The sequence below is a fragment of the Marinomonas sargassi genome (genome assembly GCF_025716875.1).
Taxonomy (GTDB): Bacteria; Pseudomonadota; Gammaproteobacteria; order Pseudomonadales; family Marinomonadaceae; genus Marinomonas; species Marinomonas sargassi.
Window position 1 is genome coordinate 93,954 of sequence record NZ_JAOVZB010000001.1, and the last position, 20,658, is coordinate 114,611.

Consider the following 20,658-nt stretch of genomic DNA (forward strand, 5'->3'; position numbering starts at 1 on the left):
ACTTAATCTTCAGAAGAATCTGCCGCTTCTTTGATTAAAGTTTGCAGTTCGCCATTATTTGCCATTTCAACAATAATGTCACAACCGCCAACTAACTCACCCTTGACCCAAAGTTGTGGAAAAGTCGGCCAGTTTGCATACTTTGGTAACTCAGCACGAATATCAGGGTTGTCTAAAATATTAACAAAAGCGAAGCGTTCGCCGCATGACATCAGAGCTTGTACAGCTTGCGAAGAAAAACCGCACTGTGGTGCTCTAGGGTTACCCTTCATATAAAGAAGAATGTCATTAGAACTGATTTGATCTTTAATCGTTTCGATCGTATTACTCATGCTTAAAACCTCGCACTTAAATTAGCCAGATAACTTTATGAACCCTAGTAGGATACTAACCTACAGGCTAAGTCAAAAGCCCCAGCATTAAAATATATTATGACTTGCCCTATTTATGAGGACAGTTAGATTATTTTCAAGCCCTTAAGGTCAATGCTTTTTCATTTCTATCGCGAATTCCACTTTACTCACATACGCTAGTGTATTAAATTGGTCGATTCCGTTTAAAAAAGACAATCAAGGAGCTTTAGCGTGTCGCCAAGACATTTCCTTACTCTGAAAGACCTTTCATCTGATGAGCTTAAACAACTACTACTGCGAGCTTCTGAGCTTAAGAAAATTCACAAAGAAGGAACTCAGTTTCAACCACTGAAAAACCGAGTTCTAGCTATGATTTTTGAAAAGTCCTCAACGCGAACTCGAGTGTCTTTTGAAGCAGGTATGGCGCAATTTGGTGGTCACGCACTTTTTCTTTCTCCTCGTGATACTCAACTTGGCCGTGGCGAACCTATTGAAGACAGTGCACGTGTCATCTCTAGTATGGTTGATGCAGTGATGATTCGAACATTTGATCACGCCACTATTGAGACCTTCGCAAAGTATTCTTCCGTACCCGTGATTAACGCACTAACGGATGACTACCACCCATGCCAGTTATTAGCCGACATGCAAACTTATCAAGAACACCGCGGCTCAATTGAAGGTAAGAAAGTTGTCTGGGTCGGAGATGGCAACAACATGTGCCACTCTTACATTAATGCTGCGGCATTACTTGACTTCCAGTTGGTTGTTGCTTGCCCTAAAGGTTACGAACCAAATGCTGATTTAGTGGCTGAACATCAAGATCGCGTCACTATTTTGCACGATGCCCATGAAGCGGCTCGTGAAGCAGATTTAATTGTCACAGATGTCTTTGCATCTATGGGACAAGAAGATGAGCAAGAGAAACGCCTGAAAGATTTTGATGGTTTCCAAGTCAATACTGAGCTCATGGCGAAAGCCAATAAAGATGCTTTGTTTATGCATTGTCTGCCAGCTCATAGGGGTGAAGAAGTAGAAGCTGCGGTTATAGATAACCCTGATTCTGTGGTTTGGGATGAAGCTGAAAACCGACTACACGCGCAAAAGGCATTACTCGAATTTTTACTATGTAACTAGCGTTAAACCTTAAGCTCATTTGATAATAAATTGAATGAGCTTTTTTACGAAATTAGTATTGAGTAAAACTCATAAAAAGTGAAACATCATGAGCATTATTGAAGTTAGACATTTAAAAACCCTTACTGCACTGAGAGAAACAAGTAGCTTGGTAGAAGCCGCTGAACGAGTCCACTTAACTCAGTCAGCCCTTTCCCATCAGCTAAAAGACCTTGAGGAAAAACTTGGCTGTTCGCTATTTATTCGTAAAACAAAACCTGTTCGCTTTACCAGCGCAGGCTTGCGTCTACTTCAATTAGCTGATGATGTTTTACTGTCTTTTCGCTCAGCACAGAGAGACATCCAACGTTTTGCGGAAGGGGAAAGTGGACGTCTACATATCGCCATCGAATGCCATAGCTGTTACGAATGGTTAATGCCTACTATTGATCACTTTCGAGAGCACTGGCCTGATGTTGAACTCGATCTATCCACGGCTTTTGGCTTCATGCCTCTTCCAGCCCTAGCGCGTGGCGATTTAGACTTAGTGGTTACTTCTGACCCTCAAGACATCCCTAATATCGAGTACATTCCGCTCTTTCAGTATGAATCTCAAGTCGCTTTATCTCGTCATCATCCTCTAGCGAAAGAAGAGTTTTTAACACCAGAATGTTTTAGCAAAGAAACCTTAATCACCTATCCAGTGGAAACAGAGCGCCTCGATATTTTTAAGCATTTCTTAAACCCAGCTGGCATTTCACCTGCTAAGATTCGGCACAGTGAATTGACTCTCATGATGATGCAACTAGTTGCTAGTGGTCGTGGTGTATGTTGCTTGCCAAATTGGGCATTAACTGAATATACCAATAGGCAATATGTGATTACTAAATCGTTAGGGGAAGAAGGGGTATGGTGCAAACTGTATTTAGCGATCAGAAAAGATCAGCGTAACAACGCTTATATGGAAGATCTAATATCTACTGCATCAAAAACCTGCTTCAAAAACCTGAAAGGCATTTTGGCTCCTGATTTATAAGCAAATTTCTGACAGACACTGGCTTAAGTCAGGCCAGTGTCTCCTTATGATGACTACTAGACCAGATAAAACTAAACTTAGCTCCACCAATATCACTATCACCAATCAATACCGCGCCACCATGCCAAAACGCGATACGTTGTACAATGGCTAGTCCTAAACCATATCCCCCTGAAGCACGAGTACGGCTATTATCTAATCGCTGAAATGGGATAAAGACCTTGTCTCTATCTTCAAAAATAATCCCTGGTCCATCATCTTCAATATCTATTTGCCAACGCTCACTATCAGATGAAAAAGTCACCACTAGCTTTGTCGCTGCGTATTTTGAAGCATTTAAAATCAAATTCTGCATAGCTCGACTTAGATGGTGCTGATCTGCTACGACCAACTCATTAACGTCTTCCACTTTTACTTCAACGGTTAAATGCTTAAGTAACAACTGATTATGCTGAACGATTTCATTGATTAGTGAATAAATAGAAACTTTATTGAAATGTAACTCCAATGAGTCACTCTCCAGCTGGCCATAAGTTAATACTTCATCCACCAAGACATTGAGCTCTTCAACATCCCCTTCTAGAGCATTGATTGTTGTCCCCACACTATCACTCACCTCATCTTTCATTACTTCGAGGCCAAATCTGAGTCGGGCTATTGGAGTTCTCAATTCATGAGAGATAGCATGAATCATTTCTTTTTGGACTTTTAACAAGCGTTCAATGTGAGATGACATAGAATCAAATGAAAAGGCGAGCTCCTTCAAGGCGCCATTACTGTCAGAAATATCTTTGGACAAGCCACCTCTACCCCGAGCAATTTCTAATGTAATTTTCTCAAACATCTTACTTTTTGCTTCTAAAAGCATAAATTGTCGCCAAATCACCAGTAGCATAATGACCACAATGACAATCACGACCAACAAAATGACCGTTTTAAAGGCAATATATTCTTCATGTTTAAGCGTTAAATATAAGGCCCCTTCGGCTGACTCATCCTGCCAAATATAACCATACTCATGGTGATTATCATGTTGAAAAGTAATACTTGTTAATGGGCTTGATGAAGTAGCCTTAGTATTAGATACAGACAAGCAAGACATACTTTCGATTAATGCGATCTTATCAAGGTAGCTAATTTTTTCACTCAGCAACAAAAGCCCCAACAAGGACTCAAATTTCAAGTGGCTATCTGCTTGAGAAGATATCCCTGTCAACAAGGGTACTTCGGGACTAACTATCGTATATTGATACCGTACGCCGTCTAACCTCACCAATAAACCAGATTCGAAAAACGAAGCAACTTCACTAATAACGAAAGGCTGAGTCGAATGAAAATACCAATTGAAATGGGATTCTGGCAGCTGACTTTCTGCACCAGACAATAGAAGGGCTGAACTGATTTGAGCATCTACGCATAATAGCTGCTCTGTTTTCGAGACATTTAGCTTATCTTGAACAAAATGGAGGATGGTATAACTGCCTAACAATATAACGACACCTAGTATCACCAGATGCCGAAATAACCGCCATATCTCATCCTTCATAATGGTTATATTTCTTTCACAAACAAATAACCTTTACTACGTATTGTCTTAATACGGCGCGGATGGATTGGATCATCTCCTATTTTCGAGCGAATACGGGAAATTCTCACGTCAACAGAACGGTCTTGACCATCATATTCAATGCCACGTAAGTCACTGAAAATCTCTTCTCGACTTAAAATACGACCTGAATTACTTGATAGCAACCAAAGTAAATCAAACTCAGCACTGGTTAACTCGATCTCTTCTTCGTCTAACCAAGCTGCGCGACGAGAATTGTCTATTACTAAAGGTCCAAAAGTAAGAAGCTGCTCTTCTTTAGTCGCGCCAGAAGTTACAGAGCCTTCAACAACTTGATTACTACGACGCAATAAAGACTGAACTCTTGCTAATAAAACTCGAGGCTTGGCTGGCTTAGAGACATAGTCATCCGCACCTATCTCTAAACCCAAAATTTGATCAACATCATCACTACGTGCTGTCAGCATCAAAATTGGACCTTTGTATTCCTCTCGCACACTTCGACAAACAGTAAAGCCATCTGCGCTTGGTAGCATGAGGTCAAGTATCACTAACGAAGGTTGCTCCGCAATAATTCTTGAGATGGCATTACGACCATCTGATTCAATATCTACAATAAATCCATTTTTTTGTAGGTATTCTTGGGTAAGTTGAGCTAAGCGCTCATCATCTTCAACAATTAAAATTGTTTGGTTGCCATTTGCACTCATGAACAATCCTCGTCCAGTTATTATTTTTAAATAATGTATAAATCGATAATAAATACTGACTTTTAATTAGTTTGGTCCGCTAAGAGTTCTCTAACTTGGGCAATACGCTCTCGATTCACACCACGGTCTGAGTAACCAACTCGTGACGCTGAGCGGAAATGCACGACGCTATCACCTTCAGGTAAATAAAACTCTACATCATCGATATAACCAATAAGCTTACTTTTAACTTCAAAGTACACATAGCCTAACTCGCTTTTCACAATACGAGCACGACCTTGATTCAATAAATAAGACTCGATTTTTAGTTGTGTCTCTTTACGGGTACCAAAATACACAATCGGCTCAAAATAATGAGCGCTGTCTTCGATATCAGCCTGACTTGACACACAGTTAGGTGTTGACGGACATGCTTTAAGGAAGCCATCTGTCACACCTAAATCTTCAGGGGCTTTATTAGCAAAATTAACATAAACAAAAAATACAACGATTAAAATCAAAACCACTGCGACTATCCAGCGAACCATGCTATAAAACTCCTACTACTAATGGGTTGCTTACTTACCTAACGAAATGATCTTTTTCCGGCCTTCTTAGGTTTGAACTCAGGTTTATCAGAGCCCTGCCAATCAAACCCTTTAGGACGTCGTGATCCACCTGCTGTCGCCTTATTTTTATTACGCTTCAGATTCAAAGCTTGTTGCTTGGTTTTTGCTTTTACTTCCGATGCTTTTAAATCAACCATCTGGCACAATGAATTAACATCAACCTCTTCCATCTCTACCCAACGACCAACCTTAGCTTTTGAGGGTAAGAAAATAGGGCCAAAACGTACGCGTTTTAGACGGTTAACTTTTAAACCTTGAGACTCCCAAAGGCGACGTACCTCTCGATTCCGCCCTTCCATAACACAGACATAGAACCAGCGGTTAATACCTTCTCCGCCACCGTCTACGATATCCGTAAACTTCGCCATGCCATCATCTAAGTTAACACCTTTTTTAAGGGTCGCAAGGTTTTCATCTGTCACTTCACCCATCACACGAACCAAGTATTCTCGGTCAATTTGTGTCGATGGGTGCATTAATCTATTCGCCAACTCACCATCGGTTGTAAATAATAATAAACCCGATGTATTAATATCTAAACGGCCAACCGCAATCCAACGTTCACCTCGTAATTTAGGCAACTTATCAAAAACCGTCGGACGTCCCTCTGGGTCTTTACGAGTACACACTTCACCTTCAGGTTTGTTGTAAATAATAACTCGTCGATTAGCACCCGCCTCAGTGGAAACAATACGGTAACCATCAATGGAGATTTCATCGTCAAGGGTGACACGATCCCCAAGTGTTGCGACTTCACCATTTACAAGTACTCGACCTTCGCGAATACGAGTTTCCATTTCACGACGGGAGCCTTGGCCAGCTCTAGCCAAAACCTTTTGCAACTTTTCGTTCATTAACGAACCTCTTTTAGGAATGCTTCTCAGCAACCTTATAATTAATTAATACTTATTTCACTGGCTACATTATAAGCTACAGGGAACTGTCCTTGACAGTTCAAAATACGACATTTTACGCAAAAGGAGAGGAATCACCTGCGCCTTGGCGTAATATTTCAATATTATTGGCATCCATCTTCACTACAGTGGTTGGCTGCAAACCACAAAAGCCTCCATCAATGACTAAATCTAACGCGTGTTCTAACGTATCACGAATGTCGTAAGGGTCTGTCATAGGGTCCGTTTCTCCAGGTAAAATAAGCGACGAGCTCATGATAGGCTCGCCCAATTCATCTAACAAAGCGGATGCTATTTTATTATCAGGAATACGGATGCCAATGGTTTTTCTTTTCGGGTGTAACAGACGACGGGGAACTTCAGAAGTGGCTCCAAAAATAAAAGTATAGGGTCCCGGCGTATTGTGTTTTAGTAATCGATATAGACGATTATCAAACCGAGCATAGGTCGATATCTCTGACAAATCGCGACACACCAACGTAAAGTTATGCTTATCATCCAAGCGGCGAATCGCTCGAATACGGTCCAAGGCCGACTTATCACCAAGATGGCAACCAAGCGAATAGCCACAATCCGTCGGATAGACAATCACGCCTCCCTGACGGATCACTTCCGCAGCTTGCTTTATCAAACGAGCTTGAGGGTTTTCTGGATGTACTTGAAAAAACTGGCTCAATATCTACTCCGTAAACAGTAAAAACATTTCAATCCTGTGCCGTGACTAATTCCAAGCCTGCCAAACAAGATCAATACCACTTTCATGTATTTGCGTATATTTACCCACCTGCATCCAAGGACCAAAAGGGCCATGATAATCACTACCCGCAGATGCTTTAAGACCATACTCTTTTGATAAGCGTTCTAAGAAACGAACAGTATCAGGCTTTTCATTGCCTGAGGCTATTTCTAGGCCAGTTCCACCCCAATGTTTGAAATCCTCTAGCAGGCGCTTCAACTTGGTCACGGTCAGCGGATAACGCCTAGGGTGGGCTAAAATCAGCTCTACATTTTTCCCTGACAAACTGGTCAACACTCGCTCTAGCTCAGGCCATACATCACGAAGTTGGCCTAACCTTTTATTACCAAGGTAGCGATCAAAAGCTTTATTAGAATCTTTTACTAGACCCTTTTCTACTAATAATGTTGCAAAATGTGGGCGCCCAATTTGGCTACTACCAGCTAATGCAACGGCTTCATCATATAAATCAGGCAGGCCCTTTTTCACCAGTAAATCTGCAATTTTACGTGCTCGGTCAAGACGTATTTGCTGGTTTTCATTTACTATTTCTAGAATATTTGGATCATCTTGCGCGAAGTTCAGAGCAACCATATGTAAAGGAATACCTTTCCACTGGGTGGATATTTCGACTCCCGTGACAATACTCAATCCATGCTCTTCAGCGCGTAACTGTGCCTCTGGCAAGCCACTAATAGTGTCATGATCTGTTAAGGCAAACAGAGAAACGCCCTGCTCGACAGCAAGATCCACAAGTTCAGTAGGGGTAAGTCGCCCATCTGAATGGGTGGAATGGGTGTGTAGATCTACCTTTCGGTAACGCTGAACTTCCGTCATAGACGCTGTTCTTTATATAGAATGATCGTTATCATTGCTCCAGCATACATAAATTGGTTTTTATATGAAAATATTATTCGACTTTCTGCCTATCATGATTTTCTTTCTGGTATACAAAACGACAGGAGACATCATTCAGGCTACAGCCATTTTGATTCCCGCCACTCTGGCACAAGTAGGTTACACTTGGTTTAAATTCAAGTCGGTAGAAAAGATGCACATAGTGTCATTGGTGCTGGTAGTCCTATTAGGTGGTGCTACCGTATTTATGCAAGATGGCGACTTTATAAAATGGAAACCCACCATTGTTAACTGGCTTTTCGCCATCGTCTTTTTTGGCAGCCAATTTATTGGCAAAAAAAATATCATTCAGCGCATGATGGGCGAAAAGCTCGCACTTCCTTTTAAAGTTTGGCGGTCATTGAACCTAGCTTGGGTTATTTTCTTCCTTACTTCAGGTACTGCAAACCTGTTCGTCGCCTTTACTTATAGCGAAAACGTTTGGGTAAACTTCAAACTATTTGGTCTACTCGGAATGACAGTCGCATTCATCATACTGCAGGGTATTTACCTTTCGGCTTATATAAAGAATAAGGAATAACTATGCTCTACTCTATTGTTTGTACCGATATAGAAAACAGTCTAGAAGCCAGAAAAGCAGCTCGCCCTGACCATCTAGCAAGATTAGAAGTGCTGCAAAATCAGGGTAGACTCATTTTAGCAGGCCCTAACCCTTCAATTGATTCTAATGATCCTGGCAGTGCAGGTTTTACTGGCAGTATTATCGTTGCTGAGTTTGAAAGTTTAGAGGCCGCTCAGGAGTGGGCAAATGCAGACCCTTATGCCGCTGCTGGAGTTTATCAAACAGTAACAGTAAAACCTTTCAAACAAGTCTTTCCTAATTAGTTAGGAAAGACGGATTAGAACAGCTTCAACTATTCAAAAAAAGTCTTTTTCAACCTAGCCTTATCTCTACCGTAAAAACCATTTTAACTAGATGGTTTTACATCTGAGTGTCCAAGGTCTCTTTCAGGGTCAATGACATCGCGCATTCGTTGTTTCAAGACTTTCGCTTCAGGAAAGCCGTCTTCGGCTTTTCGACACCAGATTTCATTTCCATTTACTCGAATTTTAAATATGCCGCCCTGCGTTGGTAGTAAGGTGACACTTTTCACGTCATCATCAAAAGTGGTTAGCAACTCTTGAGCTAGCCAAGTCGCACGAAGCATCCAACGGCACAAGGTGCAATACTCTATCTCTACAACAGCGGTTCGCATTTACTTTATCTCCAATAAATTAACAAAACTCTTGGCTCATCAGGGCGCAGCCAATATTATTGTGCGCAAATATACTAAAGGAAGTCACTATGCGTAAATTAATCTTAACCGGTATTACTTTATTTGCTTTTTGCATTCAGGCAGAAGCGGTCGAAGTCGACATAGCAACGACTAAAGGTACTATTCGTATCGATCTAAACGAAGAAGCTGCACCTAAAACGGTGGCAAACTTTTTACGCTATGTCGATGAAGGTTTTTACAATGATACCATTTTCCACCGTGTCATCCGTGGTTTCATGGTTCAAGGTGGTGGTTTTACTGAAGATATGGGGCGTAAGAAAACCCATCAAGCCGTCGCTTATGAAGGTCAAAATGGATTAGCGAATAATCGTGGTACTCTTGCTATGGCAAGAACACAAGATCCGAACAGTGCCACGGCTCAGTTTTTCATTAACCATGTCGACAACCCATTTTTGAACCATGGTGCTCGTGGCGGTGCAGGCTATACTGTTTTTGGCCAAGTTGTACTTGGAATGGATATTGTCGATAGTATAGCTGGTGTACCTACGGCGAATGTTGGGCCTTATCAAAATGTTCCTAAAGAGCCTGTAATCATTAAGAGCGTTGTACGTGTTAACTAGTTACCAAGTTGCTAAACCAGAGTTAAATTGGGGGGATGATGGTGCCCCCGTTTCTACCCAATTTGACGATGTGTATTTCGATAAAGCCTCCGGACTTGAAGAAACCCAATACGTTTTCCTGCAACACAATCAACTTGAAAGTCGCTGGAAAGAGTTATCCCAACGGCACTTTGTAATCGCAGAGACGGGGTTCGGCACAGGCCTAAACTTCTTATGCGCTTGGCAAGCGTTTATAAAAAGCGCCCCTTGCAATAGTCAGCTTCATTTCATTTCGGTTGAAAAATACCCTCTCAGTAAAGAGTCCTTGGCTGCGGCTTTAGATATGTGGCCTTCGCTACAAAACCTTAGCCAAGAACTCGTAACCAACTACCCTGAACTCTGCCATGGCTTTCATCGTATTGAGTTAGCACAAGGTCGCATACAGCTTAGCCTATGGTTTGGAGAGGCTGAAGAAGGATTTAGCGCCTTAAATGCCGATGTGGATGCTTGGTTTTTGGATGGCTTCGCACCAAGTAAAAACCCCGAAATGTGGACGGACAAACTTTTCCAACATATTCGCAGGTTAAGTCATACAGGGACAACCTTTTCAACCTTTACCGCGGCGGGGATAGTCCGTAGGGGGTTAAAGGAAGTCGGCTTTGATGTCCGTAAGGTAAAAGGCTTCGGTAGAAAACGTGAAATGGCACTTGGAGAATTAAACCAAGGTTGCTTGCCCTATCCGCAACGTATGGCACAAGGCCAAGGCTGGTTTAATATACGACCAGAGGAAACGCCCTCTATTTCAAAAGTATTGGTTGTTGGCTCCGGCTTGGCTGGGGCAAACACAGCTTACGCTCTTGCCCAACAAGGTATTCAGGTTGAAGTATGGGAGCAAGGCCAGCAAATTGCTTGCGCGGCTTCTGGGAACCCTCAAGGCATGCTTTATCCTAAACTGGGGGCACAAGACACGCCACTGAATCGGTTCTATCTAACATCTTATCTACACGCAGCCAGACTCTACAATCAATTAGACTCAAGCCATGGGTTTTGGGGACCATGTGGTCTAATCCAAATACCAACCAGCGATAAAGAAGCAAAACGTTTCGACAAAATATTGCAAAGCAACCTGTACCCTAAAAAAGTTCTACAGGTCTCATTAGAAAAGCCTAACAGTTTACTGCTACCACTATCTGGCTGGGTTGCACCAAGCAAGCTTTGTAAAACCTTATTAGCTCACAAAAATATAAGTGTACAGTTGGGAACTTCATTGCAGTCACTGGAGAAAGTTGCAACCCCGCTCAATAGTAAAACAAAAGCCCCTTTTTGGAAGGCACATTCACAAACGAAAGAAGAGTTTTTTTCGCATGTTGTATTATGCAATGCGAATGACTTTAACGACTTAGATATTCAAAATAAGATGCCAACCTCTGCCATCCGCGGCCAAGTTGCACACATTGACAAAACGGAAGCAGAAGGAGTTTGTCGTGATAAAGGCATCAGCAATACAAGTTTAGATATCAAAAAAGTGCTTTGTGATTTTGGCTATGTCTCTCCACCGCTTCAAAATACCATCCATTTTGGCTCAACATACGACTTAAAAGACCCCTGCACTGAAGTTCGCCAAGAAGGCCATGAGCGCAACCTGAAGATTTTAGAAAATCTCTTATCTTTACCTAGTAATACATTGTCTACTGTAAAGTGTCAGGGAAGAGTCTCATTTCGCTGCGCATCCCCAGATTACACGCCAATAGTTGGGCCTCTGCAATCGACAGACACACTCAAACTAGAATATGGAAATTTAGCGAAAAATGCCAAGTGGCAATCTGATGAGGTAAGCGAGCCGTTGCAAAATATCTTTATAAATATTGCTCACGGCTCCCGCGGATTAGTATCAACGCCTCTAAGCGGCGCTTATATTGCAAGCTTAATCACCAACACCCCATCGCCGTTAGAGCAGGAAGTTGCTTATAAGCTGCACCCGAGTCGATTTGTCGTTAAACAAATAAAACGAGGCGTGTAGGACGAAGCAACTAATGCATCGGGTAGCTAATAACCCTACTCGATGCCATTTTCATCACTTAGTAATCAAATAACTCACAAGCATCTGGAATAAGTTCAGACAATTTATTAACCGTCTGCTGGCGATAAATATGCTTGTTTATATCAGGCAATAGCCCCTTAAGTTTTTTACTCAACTCTTTCAAGTTCGGATTCATTGGCTCATAAGGGTAAATATGGTCTTGTAAACTGAGCTTGTGTAGTTCGTCTAACTCATCTTGCAAAATACTCTTCATCGAAAAAAAGTAGTCTTTCTGATTGATGTCATTGGTTTCCCAGTAAGCATCAGAAAAAGCGGCATTGAGTTCATAAAAGATATGCAGTGCATCGGCAACGTTTTTTGTAGACATATTCTCTCCATTTTCTAGCAAACTTTCTTTTGACCCTTGTACAGTTTAACCTTATGCCTATAAGCTACCCGATCAGCCTCAATAAACAAAGGAAAACACCCCTTGAGTAGAACAATGATATCGAACGTGACTTCGGAAAACCTCTGGCAATCGCTGCAAATAGAAGCTGAAATTTTAGCAAAAGACGAACCTATTTTAGCGAGTTACTTTAATACTACAATATTACGTCACGAATCCTTATGTTCTGCATTAAGTTTTTTACTTGCCAGTAAATTAGACAGCATCTCCATTTCAGCCATGGTTTTACGGGAAGTCTTTGACGAAGCCATGTCCGACAAAAAGTCAGGTATTGTGAAGAGCATAGAGCAAGATATTCTCGCGATCAAAGAACGTGATGCGGCATGCAGCTCACTAACCACGCCCTTACTATTCTTTAAAGGCTTCCATGCGCTGCAAACTTACCGCATTGCCAACTGGCTTTGGAAGAATGATAGACAAAGCTTAGCACTCTACTTACAAAGCCAAATGTCCATGGTTTTTAGTGTGGATATTCACCCAGCGGCAACCATAGGCCGTGGCATCATGCTGGATCACGCAAGCGGCTTAGTTGTTGGTGAAACTTGTGTTATCGAAGACAACGTCTCTATTTTGCAATCTGTCACTCTAGGCGGAACAGGAAAAGAAGACGGCGATCGTCACCCGAAAATACGCTCGGGTGTGTTGATCGGAGCGGGTGCCAAAATACTTGGCAACATTGAAGTAGGTTCAGGCGCTAAGATAGGTGCAGGTAGCGTGGTTTTAGAAAATGTGGAGAGCCATACAACCGTAGCTGGCGTGCCGGCAAAAGTCGTTGGCCGCAATACCGAGGCGAAACCAGCTCTTGAGATGGATCATAATATCAATCATTGCCTGAAAGAAAACAAAAGCTAATTGGCACTTAGCGAATTATGACTTCACATGAAATCATAATTCGCTAATGCGCTTTTTGGAATCATTTTAATGGTTTCGCTTTCCGTATCAAACAACAACACAGCCTCACCACTTTCCAATGACCGTAAGGCCTGTATACGCTTCTGCTCTATAGATAAATCATAGTTACCGTAATCTGTTCCATCACGAGTAACCAGATCATCTAAGATGCGTTCGAGTACGTCAGGGGACAAAGAATCGTGCGGAATCAAGGTATCCAACTAAATCGCTCCATGTTGCTTTAGCAACTCAATAACAGCTGTTTCATCAATCACAGGAATATCCAGAGACTGTGCTTTCGTCAGCTTCGAGCCAGCCTTTTCACCCGCCACTAAACAATCGGTTTTCGCTGACACTGATCCACTGACTTTTGCTCCTAACAGCTGCAGTTTTTCTTTCACCTGATCTCGGCTAAATTGGCTTAGTGAGCCTGTGACCACATAGGTTTTACCTGTAAGAGGTAACTCGCCTGCGACGACTTGTTTTTCCTTCCAAGCCACACCGGCATCAAGCAAGCCCTGTATTGTTGTTTTATTAGCATCTTGTACAAAGAAGTTTCGAACATGTTGAGCCACAATTGGCCCCACATCATCAACTTCAATCAAGGCTTCCGCATCCGCCAACATAAGCTCATCTAAGGTTTTAAAGTAGTTAGTTAGTGCTCTAGCCGTTGCCTCTCCCACTTCACGAATGCCTAAAGCATAAATGAAACGGTTAAACTGGGTGTTCTTAGCCGCATCAATTGAAGCTAAAAGATTATCTACCGACTTCTCTCCCATGCGATCTATATTTAACAGCGTCTCTCTCTGGTTTTGCAAAGTAAAGATATCAACGGGGGTTTTAACCAGCTCTTTATCCACCAGCAACTCTATGAGTTTGTCCCCTAAACCATCAATATCCATAGCCTTACGGGACACAAAGTGTTTTAAAGATTCTTTTAATTGTGCGCCACATACTAGGCCACCCGTACAACGAATAATGGCTTCACCCGATACCTGCTCAAGTGCGGAATCACAGATAGGGCAAGTATCAGGGAAAAGTACATCGCTTACATCATCCGTTCGCTTATCTAGTACGACTCGTACCACCTTGGGAATAACATCACCCGCTCGGTGAATCACCACAAAGTCGCCTACTTTGACATCAAGGCGAGCAATTTCGTCTTTATTATGAAGTGTGGCATTAGATACTGTGACCCCACCCACAAAAACGGGATCTAGCCTAGCGACAGGTGTAATAGCACCTGTGCGGCCGACTTGAAAATCGATACCTAGAACTTGAGTAATCTCTTCTTGCGCGGGGAATTTTCGGGCAATAGCCCAACGGGGAGCACGGGCAATAAAGCCTAACTTCGCCTGTAGTGCAATATCGTCTACTTTATAAACGATGCCATCTATATCGTAGCTTAAGCCTTCTCTTTTTTGATTAAGCTTTTCGTAGTATTCAATACAGCCTTCTGGACCAACTACTCGCTCCATCAGTTCATTGGTACGAAAACCCCATTCGTTTAGCTGTATCAAGCCATCGAAGTGGCTCTCTGGCTGTTCCCAACCTTCTACATAGCCAATCGAATAGGCGCACATAACCAAAGGACGTGATGCAGTGATTTTGGGGTCGAGTTGCCTTAGGCTTCCTGCTGCTGCGTTTCTCGGATTAACAAACGCTTTCTCACCTTTTTTATTGGCTTCTTCATTCAATTTAGCGAAGCCATCTTTAGGCATGTAGATTTCACCACGCACCTCTAATACTTCTGGCGGTGTTGTCGTGCGAAGTGTCATAGGTATGGAATATAGGGTTTTAATATTTGAGGTAATGTCCTCACCTGATAGTCCATCACCACGAGTCACACCTCGTACAAGATGACCATTTTCATAACGTAAGCTGATTGCCAGACCATCCAACTTAGGCTCACAGCAATAGGTTAACTCTTCTTCTGAACCTAGTAATTTTCTAACTCGGGTATCAAAATCACTCAAGGACTCATTATTAAAAGCATTGTCCAAAGATAACATTGGCACAGTATGTTCAACGCTTGCAAAGCCACTATCTGGTTTTTCACCCACACGTTGTGTCGGAGAGTTTGCTTGAATCCACTCAGGGTTAGCCAACTCCACAGCTTGCAATGTACGGTAATGGTGATCGTACTCAGCATCAGAAACCAGAGGATTATCTTTTACATGGTAGGCGTAGCTGTATTCATTAAGCTCTTGTATCAGGTCTAACATTTGCTGATACGTCATCTTGATTTCTTGGCTCATAGTCTAATTAAAATCATTCCAAAAATAAGTATTTGCCTTAACCAATCGAGGCCCCTTAGGGCCCCGATTAATTCATTATTTAGCGCGAGTTAATTTACGACGCTCAAAGTCTCGTATTCGCTGTCGGCAATGGGCAATGGTTTGTTCACTCATTGGCATACGACGCTCATCTAATAATTCACCGCCTAGGTGGCGCACTAATGTCTGCGCTGTTTCTAACATGAAATCGAAAGCTTTCATGCTATTTTTAGGCCCCGGAAGTCCCATGAAGAAACTAACTCCTGGGCATTCGGTTTCACCCATATTATCGAGATCAAAGGTGCCAGGCTCCATAGCATTTGCCATACTAAACTGCACTCGACCTCGATCAAAACCATCTTCATGACGGTGGAAAATATCCATATCCCCGTAGCGCATACCACAATTCAGGATCAGCTGAAGCAGCTCCATGCCAGCATAATTTTGCTCTTGGGGAGCTAGGATATTGATAACAATAATTTCTTCTACTTCTGCCACATCAGTGTCATCTTCGATGTGTTCATCTTCATCAAGCTCACCCATTGGTGTCACTTGGTTAATATCTACTTCTGAATAATGACGTTCAAAGTCTTCATCACCCTGCGCACTTTCAGCGACTTCATCATCATGATAATCGTCATTTTGGTAGTCGCTATCTTGATAATCTTCTTCTAGACCTAAATCCAGATCATCCTGCTCATAAAATCCATCATCAGAGTAATCCTGATCAGAAACCGCAGAGTCACCAAAATCCCTTTCAGGCACAAGATGTGATAATTCGTCTAGGTTAATATCATCATTACGTTTTAACTCTGGGCCGGCATCCACTTTATGGGGCACTTCTGCCAAAGGTGCCTTGGCTGTTTTTCTCGCCATTTCAAAAGCATTATCTATAGGATCTGGCGCAGAAACTTGCCGTTTATTCGAAATCACATCCCCATCTTGGCGAAACAAGGTGTCGTCATAATCATCAAAATCATCTTCTGACTGGGTAATTTCTTGACCTTTTTTATATCGGCGAAAACCATCTATGAGAATAACGACAATGATCACTATTCCAATCAAGATGAGCCACTCACGTAAGCTGAATTCCATTACATATTCCGAATTACATCTATTAAAGTTGAAGGTATTATCAAACGAAGCGCTTTAGTATTCAATTATAAGCTTACTTTGATTCTGATAATGCCCTTATGATTTGTAAATACGTCTTCTTTTATACCGATAATGCGACCTTTTGTCAGATCATTGTCTCGAATATCGGATAATTTTACGATTAGATCCACTTTCTTGGTTTCTGCTAATGTCACGGTTGGCATCAGAGCATCAAGGTTGGTCAATAAAATAGGTTGATTAAGTGACTCAGGAAAGACCCGCTGAATAGAAACCGGCATAGGCTGACCTTCCACCTTGGCATACACCAATACGACATCGTTTGCTTGCCACTGCTGCTCGGGGGAATTCATTTCTAGCTGCACTGCAATTTGATGACTAATCACAGGGGGAACCTGTTGATAGCTTATCCCACCTGCATCTCGCGCTTTGGCTATTGCCCCCAATAATGCGATTCGCTCACTAGAGTTGGAGTTATAGCGAATGGCTTCTTGCCAAGCCAATACGGCACCCAAATAGTTGTTTTCACTGTATTCCGCGACGCCTTTTAATCCTAAAACAATCGCTTGGGTTGGCTCTACTTTTAGGATGTTATCCACTTCTTGATGAATCTTATCCGAACTGCGACTGCCATTGGCGTAAAACAAAGCTTGTACATACTCTACCTGTAAAGCGATACGCCCATCCGCGCTCTCTGGCATTTTGGCTAAGGCCTTTTCAAAAGATTCCACTGCGGTTTGAAAATCACCATTTTGCATAAAATTAGTGGCTTGATAGTACCAATCTTCAGGTCGATCATATCGATTTGCTCGATAGGCTAAAAAGTCACTCACTTCTTGAGGCGAAACATTTTGCGAGGCGACTGCCTGAGTAAAGATAACTTCTTTGCCATACCCCAACCTGTCATAAAGAATCATGCTCCCTAGCACTACAAACGCCACCATCGCCAAAAACAACCAAGACTCTAAAGTGTTGCTTCTTCTAGCAAATGACTTTGGTAATAACGGGTGACTTCCTTCTGCTTCAAGGTCTAACAGAAGTTGTTTTCGCTCATCCGCTGTTATCCGCCCCAGAGCAAACTCTTCGGCAATTTCTGTGTGGCGAATTTGCAAGAAAGAAGTAGATAGAGAAGAGCTATTTGAAGCACTCAACAGAGATCGAACCACTGCCCTATATAGAAACAAAAAGCAGACAAGGAGAATCAAAACCATCAGAGCATAGGCCAGCATCATAATGAGGTTCTCACTTTCTTTTTGTTGGTTACAAGCACCATAATAAATGCCATCAAACCAAGTACTAAAAAGGCAAAAGGCCCATACCACAGTAGATAGGTAGCCGATGAATAGCTAGGACGGTAGAGTACAAACTCACCGTATCTTGCCACCATATAATCGACAATTTCTTGGTCTGATTTACCTGACTCAATCATCAAATAGACCTGTTTTCGAAGATCTATTGCAATGGATGAATTAGAATCTGCTAAGTTTTGGTTTTGACATTTGGGGCAGCGTAACTCCTCGACCAAACTTTGGTAGCGGGTTTGATTTAGCTCTGAGCGAAAAGTCAGCAGTTCTTCCGCCATGCTATTTACGGCAAATAACGTAATCAAGAACAAGCAACTAAAAGCCAAACATTTATATAAATGACTCATTTCAGGAAACCTTTTATAGTCGACCAATTTTGAGCATTGAGAGGCCCTTGATGACGGTGAACTACAATTCCATTGCTATCGATAATAAAGGTCTCTGGCGCACCTGTTACACCCATATCTAATCCGAACACTCCTGTTTCATCCATTAGTACATCTATGTAAGGGTTACCCTTTTCGCTTAACCATTGCCTAGCTTGCTCGGCATCATCTTTATAATCGATACCAAGAATAGTAACGCCCTGCAGAGCAAGTTGGTTCAAAAATGGGTGCTCTAGATGACAAGCAGGACACCAGGTTCCCCAGAAGTTTATTAAATAAGCTTCTTTTGGCAGATCACTGTTGGTTTGCAGGGTATTTTCAACAAGAGAGACAAGTTTAAAATCTGGTACTTTTTTTCCAACCAAGGCAGAAGGCAACTCTTGAGAGTTTTTACCCAATTGTGAGTAGAAAATAACGCCTAGGCTAATGAAGATTATAAAAGGTAAAAAACGCACTAACTTTTTCATGCTACCTCCACTCGTCTTCGGTAGCGCTTGTCTAACGCTGCCAATAGGCCGCCAGCAACCATAAAGAGGCCGCCTAACCATATCCATCGCACAAAGGATTTAACATAGATTCTCACACCCCATGATGAGTCCTCTAATTTTTCGCCTAACGAGACATATAGATCCCTTGTAAAACCTGCATCTAACGCGGCTTCAGTCATCACTTGTTGGCGTGTCGTAAAAAAGCGTTTTTCAGGATAGAGTTCGGCTACTTGTTTTTCGTCTTTGAATACAGTGAACTGCCCTCGCTCAGACACATAATTAGGCCCTTTCACCTCTTCCATAGAGTCAAAGCGGAACTCATACCCAGCCACAAGGCTAGACTCGCTAGGAGATAAACGCACCATCACTTCATGGCTATTAACACTCACCAGCAGAACGCCGACTAAGCTAACGACAACACCAACATGAGCCAAGATCATGGCATAGTAGTTACGTGGTAACTTACAGGCTCGAACCAATAAGCCCTCTCTTCCCAACGAAATTTTATTTAGCCAATCTAAAAGAGATAAAAACAACACCCAGAAAGCAACACTCAGACTCACCCAAGCCATTAAAGAGAAAGAATTAAAGTACACCAAAGCACTAGACAAAAGCGCGGACAATACGAGCGCTAACAGGCAAGGGCGCCATAAAGCATTCCAACTTGTATTTTTCCATTTTGACAATGGACCTATGCCCATAAAAACAATCAGTAACAAAGCAATTGGTGTGAAAACGCTATTAAAGTATGGCGCCCCCACGGATATCTTCCCTAATCCTAGAGCATCAAATAACAAAGGGTACAAGGTGCCTAGTAGCACAGTCAGAGTTAACACAGTCAATAAAATATTATTCAGTAACAACCAAGCCTCGCGGCCTGTTATACCAAAAGCAATGGACGACCTAACCTGTGTAGCTCGCAGCGCATAGAGTAATAAGCTACCACCGACAAAAATTACCAGTAAGGCGAGGATAAACATTCCGCGAGTTGGGTCAGCAGCAAAAGAATGAACAGAGGTTAAAACGCCTGAACGCACTAAAAATGCTCCCAGCAAGGAAAGACTAAAAGTAAAGATGGCCAGCAATACTGTCCAACTTTTAAAGACGCCACGTTTTTCCGTCACCGCTAAAGAGTGGAGTAAAGCCGTACCAGCTAACCAAGGCATGAAAGAAGCATTTTCCACTGGATCCCAAAACCACCAGCCTCCCCAGCCCAATTCGTAATATGCCCACCAGCTGCCTAAAGTAATGCCAAGGGTTAAAAACGCCCAAGATACCGCCGTCCAGGGTCTTGCCCATCGAGCCCAAGCTGAATTCATTTGGCCAGTAATTAACGCTGCAATAGCAAAAGCAAAAGCCACCGAGAAGCCGACATACCCCATATATAAAATAGGTGGGTGAACGATTAAACCGAAATCTTGAAGTACAGGGTTTAAGTCTCCACCATCTATAGGGCTATCAGGTAACAAACGAACAAAAGGCGAAGAGGTGAAAATCAAGAAGGCAAGAAAGCCAGTACTCACCGCACCCAATACGGCCAGCACAATAGCGCCAATCTCTTGTGGTAATTGCTTTAAGCGTAGCGCAACGGCAGAGCTCCAAGCAGACAACACCAACGCCCAAAGTAATAGCGAGCCTTCATGCCCTCCCCAAAGGGCGCTGAATTTGTAATAAATAGGCAACTGGCTATTTGAGTTTTGACTCACATAAAGAACAGAGAAGTCATCAAGCAAAAAGCTAGCACTCAGAGTAAGAAAGCTAATAAAGACAAGACAAGCCACAATGAGTGTTAAAGGCCTAGCTGTGGCGGTCAATATTAAACTTTTTTTCCAATAGCCAACCAAGGGCAAGATCGAAAGCGAACTGGCAAAAAACAAAGCTAATATCAGTGTAAATTGTCCGATTTCAGGAAGCATAAAAAGCCTAAAGTTACTTACGTT

The 20,658-nt window shown here is 42.3% G+C and carries 23 protein-coding genes; 7 read left to right on the plus strand and 16 right to left on the minus strand.

The annotated features are described in order from the left end of the window. Positions 1-2: 2 nt before the first annotated feature. Positions 3-332, minus strand: a complete 330-nt coding sequence (gene grxD, locus OFY17_RS00450) for a Grx4 family monothiol glutaredoxin (protein WP_263528720.1) — start codon at positions 330-332, stop codon at positions 3-5. A 252-nt stretch (positions 333-584) separates the two neighbouring features. Between grxD and argF the strand changes: the two genes are divergently transcribed. Next, on the plus strand, positions 585-1,490 hold the full coding sequence (argF, locus tag OFY17_RS00455; protein ID WP_263528721.1) for an ornithine carbamoyltransferase: 906 nt from the start codon (positions 585-587) through the stop codon (positions 1,488-1,490). An 88-nt stretch (positions 1,491-1,578) separates the two neighbouring features. Beyond that, positions 1,579-2,505: a LysR family transcriptional regulator gene (locus OFY17_RS00460; protein WP_318013640.1), complete on the plus strand. Its 927-nt coding sequence runs from the start codon at positions 1,579-1,581 to the stop codon at positions 2,503-2,505. A gap of 28 nt (positions 2,506-2,533) precedes the next feature. On the opposite strand, the gene OFY17_RS00465 is transcribed toward OFY17_RS00460, so the two are convergent. From OFY17_RS00465 to OFY17_RS00490, 6 genes are all read right to left on the minus strand, one after another. Beyond that, positions 2,534-4,051, minus strand: a complete 1,518-nt coding sequence (locus tag OFY17_RS00465; protein ID WP_263528722.1) for an ATP-binding protein — start codon at positions 4,049-4,051, stop codon at positions 2,534-2,536. Between the two features lie 5 nt (positions 4,052-4,056). Then, a complete protein-coding gene (locus OFY17_RS00470) occupies positions 4,057-4,782 on the minus strand; it encodes a response regulator (protein ID WP_263528723.1) in 726 nt (241 codons plus the stop codon). Between the two features lie 62 nt (positions 4,783-4,844). Further along, positions 4,845-5,309: a DUF1499 domain-containing protein gene (locus OFY17_RS00475; RefSeq protein ID WP_263528724.1), complete on the minus strand. Its 465-nt coding sequence runs from the start codon at positions 5,307-5,309 to the stop codon at positions 4,845-4,847. 38 nt (positions 5,310-5,347) lie between these two features. Beyond that, positions 5,348-6,244 carry a 23S rRNA pseudouridine(2605) synthase RluB gene (rluB, locus tag OFY17_RS00480; protein ID WP_263528725.1) on the minus strand — a complete coding sequence of 299 codons (897 nt, stop codon included), beginning with the start codon at positions 6,242-6,244 and terminating at the stop codon, positions 5,348-5,350. Between the two features lie 115 nt (positions 6,245-6,359). Then, positions 6,360-6,980, minus strand: coding sequence for an L-threonylcarbamoyladenylate synthase (locus OFY17_RS00485; RefSeq protein ID WP_263528726.1), 621 nt, complete (start codon positions 6,978-6,980; stop codon positions 6,360-6,362). Positions 6,981-7,025: 45 nt separating this feature from the next. Then, positions 7,026-7,877, minus strand: a complete 852-nt coding sequence (locus tag OFY17_RS00490) for a PHP domain-containing protein (RefSeq protein WP_263528727.1) — start codon at positions 7,875-7,877, stop codon at positions 7,026-7,028. A gap of 64 nt (positions 7,878-7,941) precedes the next feature. Here OFY17_RS00490 and OFY17_RS00495 point away from each other — a divergent pair, with 64 nt between their 5' ends. Next, positions 7,942-8,478 (plus strand): septation protein A, encoded by a 537-nt coding sequence (locus OFY17_RS00495; RefSeq protein ID WP_263528728.1) that lies wholly within the window; start codon positions 7,942-7,944, stop codon positions 8,476-8,478. Between the two features lie 2 nt (positions 8,479-8,480). Continuing rightward, a complete protein-coding gene (locus tag OFY17_RS00500) occupies positions 8,481-8,783 on the plus strand; it encodes a YciI family protein (protein ID WP_263528729.1) in 303 nt (100 codons plus the stop codon). An 83-nt stretch (positions 8,784-8,866) separates the two neighbouring features. Here the strand turns inward: OFY17_RS00500 and OFY17_RS00505 are convergent, their stop codons facing one another. Then, on the minus strand, positions 8,867-9,154 hold the full coding sequence (locus OFY17_RS00505) for a SelT/SelW/SelH family protein (protein WP_263528730.1): 288 nt from the start codon (positions 9,152-9,154) through the stop codon (positions 8,867-8,869). Positions 9,155-9,243: 89 nt separating this feature from the next. On the opposite strand from OFY17_RS00505, the gene OFY17_RS00510 reads away from it, so the two are divergent. Then, positions 9,244-9,795 (plus strand): peptidylprolyl isomerase, encoded by a 552-nt coding sequence (locus tag OFY17_RS00510; protein ID WP_263528731.1) that lies wholly within the window; start codon positions 9,244-9,246, stop codon positions 9,793-9,795. Beyond that, the gene (gene mnmC / locus OFY17_RS00515; protein WP_263528732.1) at positions 9,785-11,794 is read left to right on the plus strand and encodes a bifunctional tRNA (5-methylaminomethyl-2-thiouridine)(34)-methyltransferase MnmD/FAD-dependent 5-carboxymethylaminomethyl-2-thiouridine(34) oxidoreductase MnmC; all 2,010 of its coding nucleotides are present in this window, start codon (positions 9,785-9,787) and stop codon (positions 11,792-11,794) included. The genes OFY17_RS00510 and mnmC overlap by 11 nt, the downstream gene beginning before the upstream one ends. 58 nt (positions 11,795-11,852) lie before the next feature. Here mnmC and OFY17_RS00520 read toward each other — a convergent pair whose 3' ends face one another. Continuing rightward, positions 11,853-12,182 carry a hypothetical protein gene (locus OFY17_RS00520; protein WP_263528733.1) on the minus strand — a complete coding sequence of 110 codons (330 nt, stop codon included), beginning with the start codon at positions 12,180-12,182 and terminating at the stop codon, positions 11,853-11,855. A 114-nt stretch (positions 12,183-12,296) separates the two neighbouring features. Between OFY17_RS00520 and cysE the strand changes: the two genes are divergently transcribed. Next, positions 12,297-13,112 carry a serine O-acetyltransferase gene (gene cysE / locus OFY17_RS00525; RefSeq protein WP_263529508.1) on the plus strand — a complete coding sequence of 272 codons (816 nt, stop codon included), beginning with the start codon at positions 12,297-12,299 and terminating at the stop codon, positions 13,110-13,112. 23 nt (positions 13,113-13,135) lie between these two features. On the opposite strand, the gene OFY17_RS00530 is transcribed toward cysE, so the two are convergent. The 7 genes from OFY17_RS00530 to OFY17_RS00560 all read right to left on the minus strand — a co-directional run bounded on the left by OFY17_RS00530 (position 13,136) and on the right by OFY17_RS00560 (position 20,634). Further along, entirely contained in the window at positions 13,136-13,372 is a 237-nt protein-coding gene (locus tag OFY17_RS00530) for a YheU family protein (protein WP_263528734.1), read from the minus strand. Further along, the gene (ligA, locus tag OFY17_RS00535; RefSeq protein WP_263528735.1) at positions 13,373-15,391 is read right to left on the minus strand and encodes an NAD-dependent DNA ligase LigA; all 2,019 of its coding nucleotides are present in this window, start codon (positions 15,389-15,391) and stop codon (positions 13,373-13,375) included. Between the two features lie 93 nt (positions 15,392-15,484). Continuing rightward, positions 15,485-16,522, minus strand: coding sequence for a cell division protein ZipA (gene zipA / locus OFY17_RS00540; protein ID WP_263528736.1), 1,038 nt, complete (start codon positions 16,520-16,522; stop codon positions 15,485-15,487). Positions 16,523-16,587: 65 nt separating this feature from the next. Continuing rightward, the gene (locus OFY17_RS00545; RefSeq protein ID WP_263528737.1) at positions 16,588-17,772 is read right to left on the minus strand and encodes a tetratricopeptide repeat protein; all 1,185 of its coding nucleotides are present in this window, start codon (positions 17,770-17,772) and stop codon (positions 16,588-16,590) included. Continuing rightward, positions 17,769-18,191 carry a cytochrome c-type biogenesis protein gene (locus OFY17_RS00550; RefSeq protein WP_263528738.1) on the minus strand — a complete coding sequence of 141 codons (423 nt, stop codon included), beginning with the start codon at positions 18,189-18,191 and terminating at the stop codon, positions 17,769-17,771. The genes OFY17_RS00545 and OFY17_RS00550 overlap by 4 nt, the downstream gene beginning before the upstream one ends. Continuing rightward, the gene (locus tag OFY17_RS00555; protein WP_263528739.1) at positions 18,188-18,697 is read right to left on the minus strand and encodes a DsbE family thiol:disulfide interchange protein; all 510 of its coding nucleotides are present in this window, start codon (positions 18,695-18,697) and stop codon (positions 18,188-18,190) included. Before OFY17_RS00555 ends, OFY17_RS00550 begins: the two co-directional genes overlap by 4 nt. Then, positions 18,694-20,634, minus strand: coding sequence for a heme lyase CcmF/NrfE family subunit (locus tag OFY17_RS00560; protein WP_263528740.1), 1,941 nt, complete (start codon positions 20,632-20,634; stop codon positions 18,694-18,696). The genes OFY17_RS00555 and OFY17_RS00560 overlap by 4 nt, the downstream gene beginning before the upstream one ends. Positions 20,635-20,658: the final 24 nt, after the last annotated feature.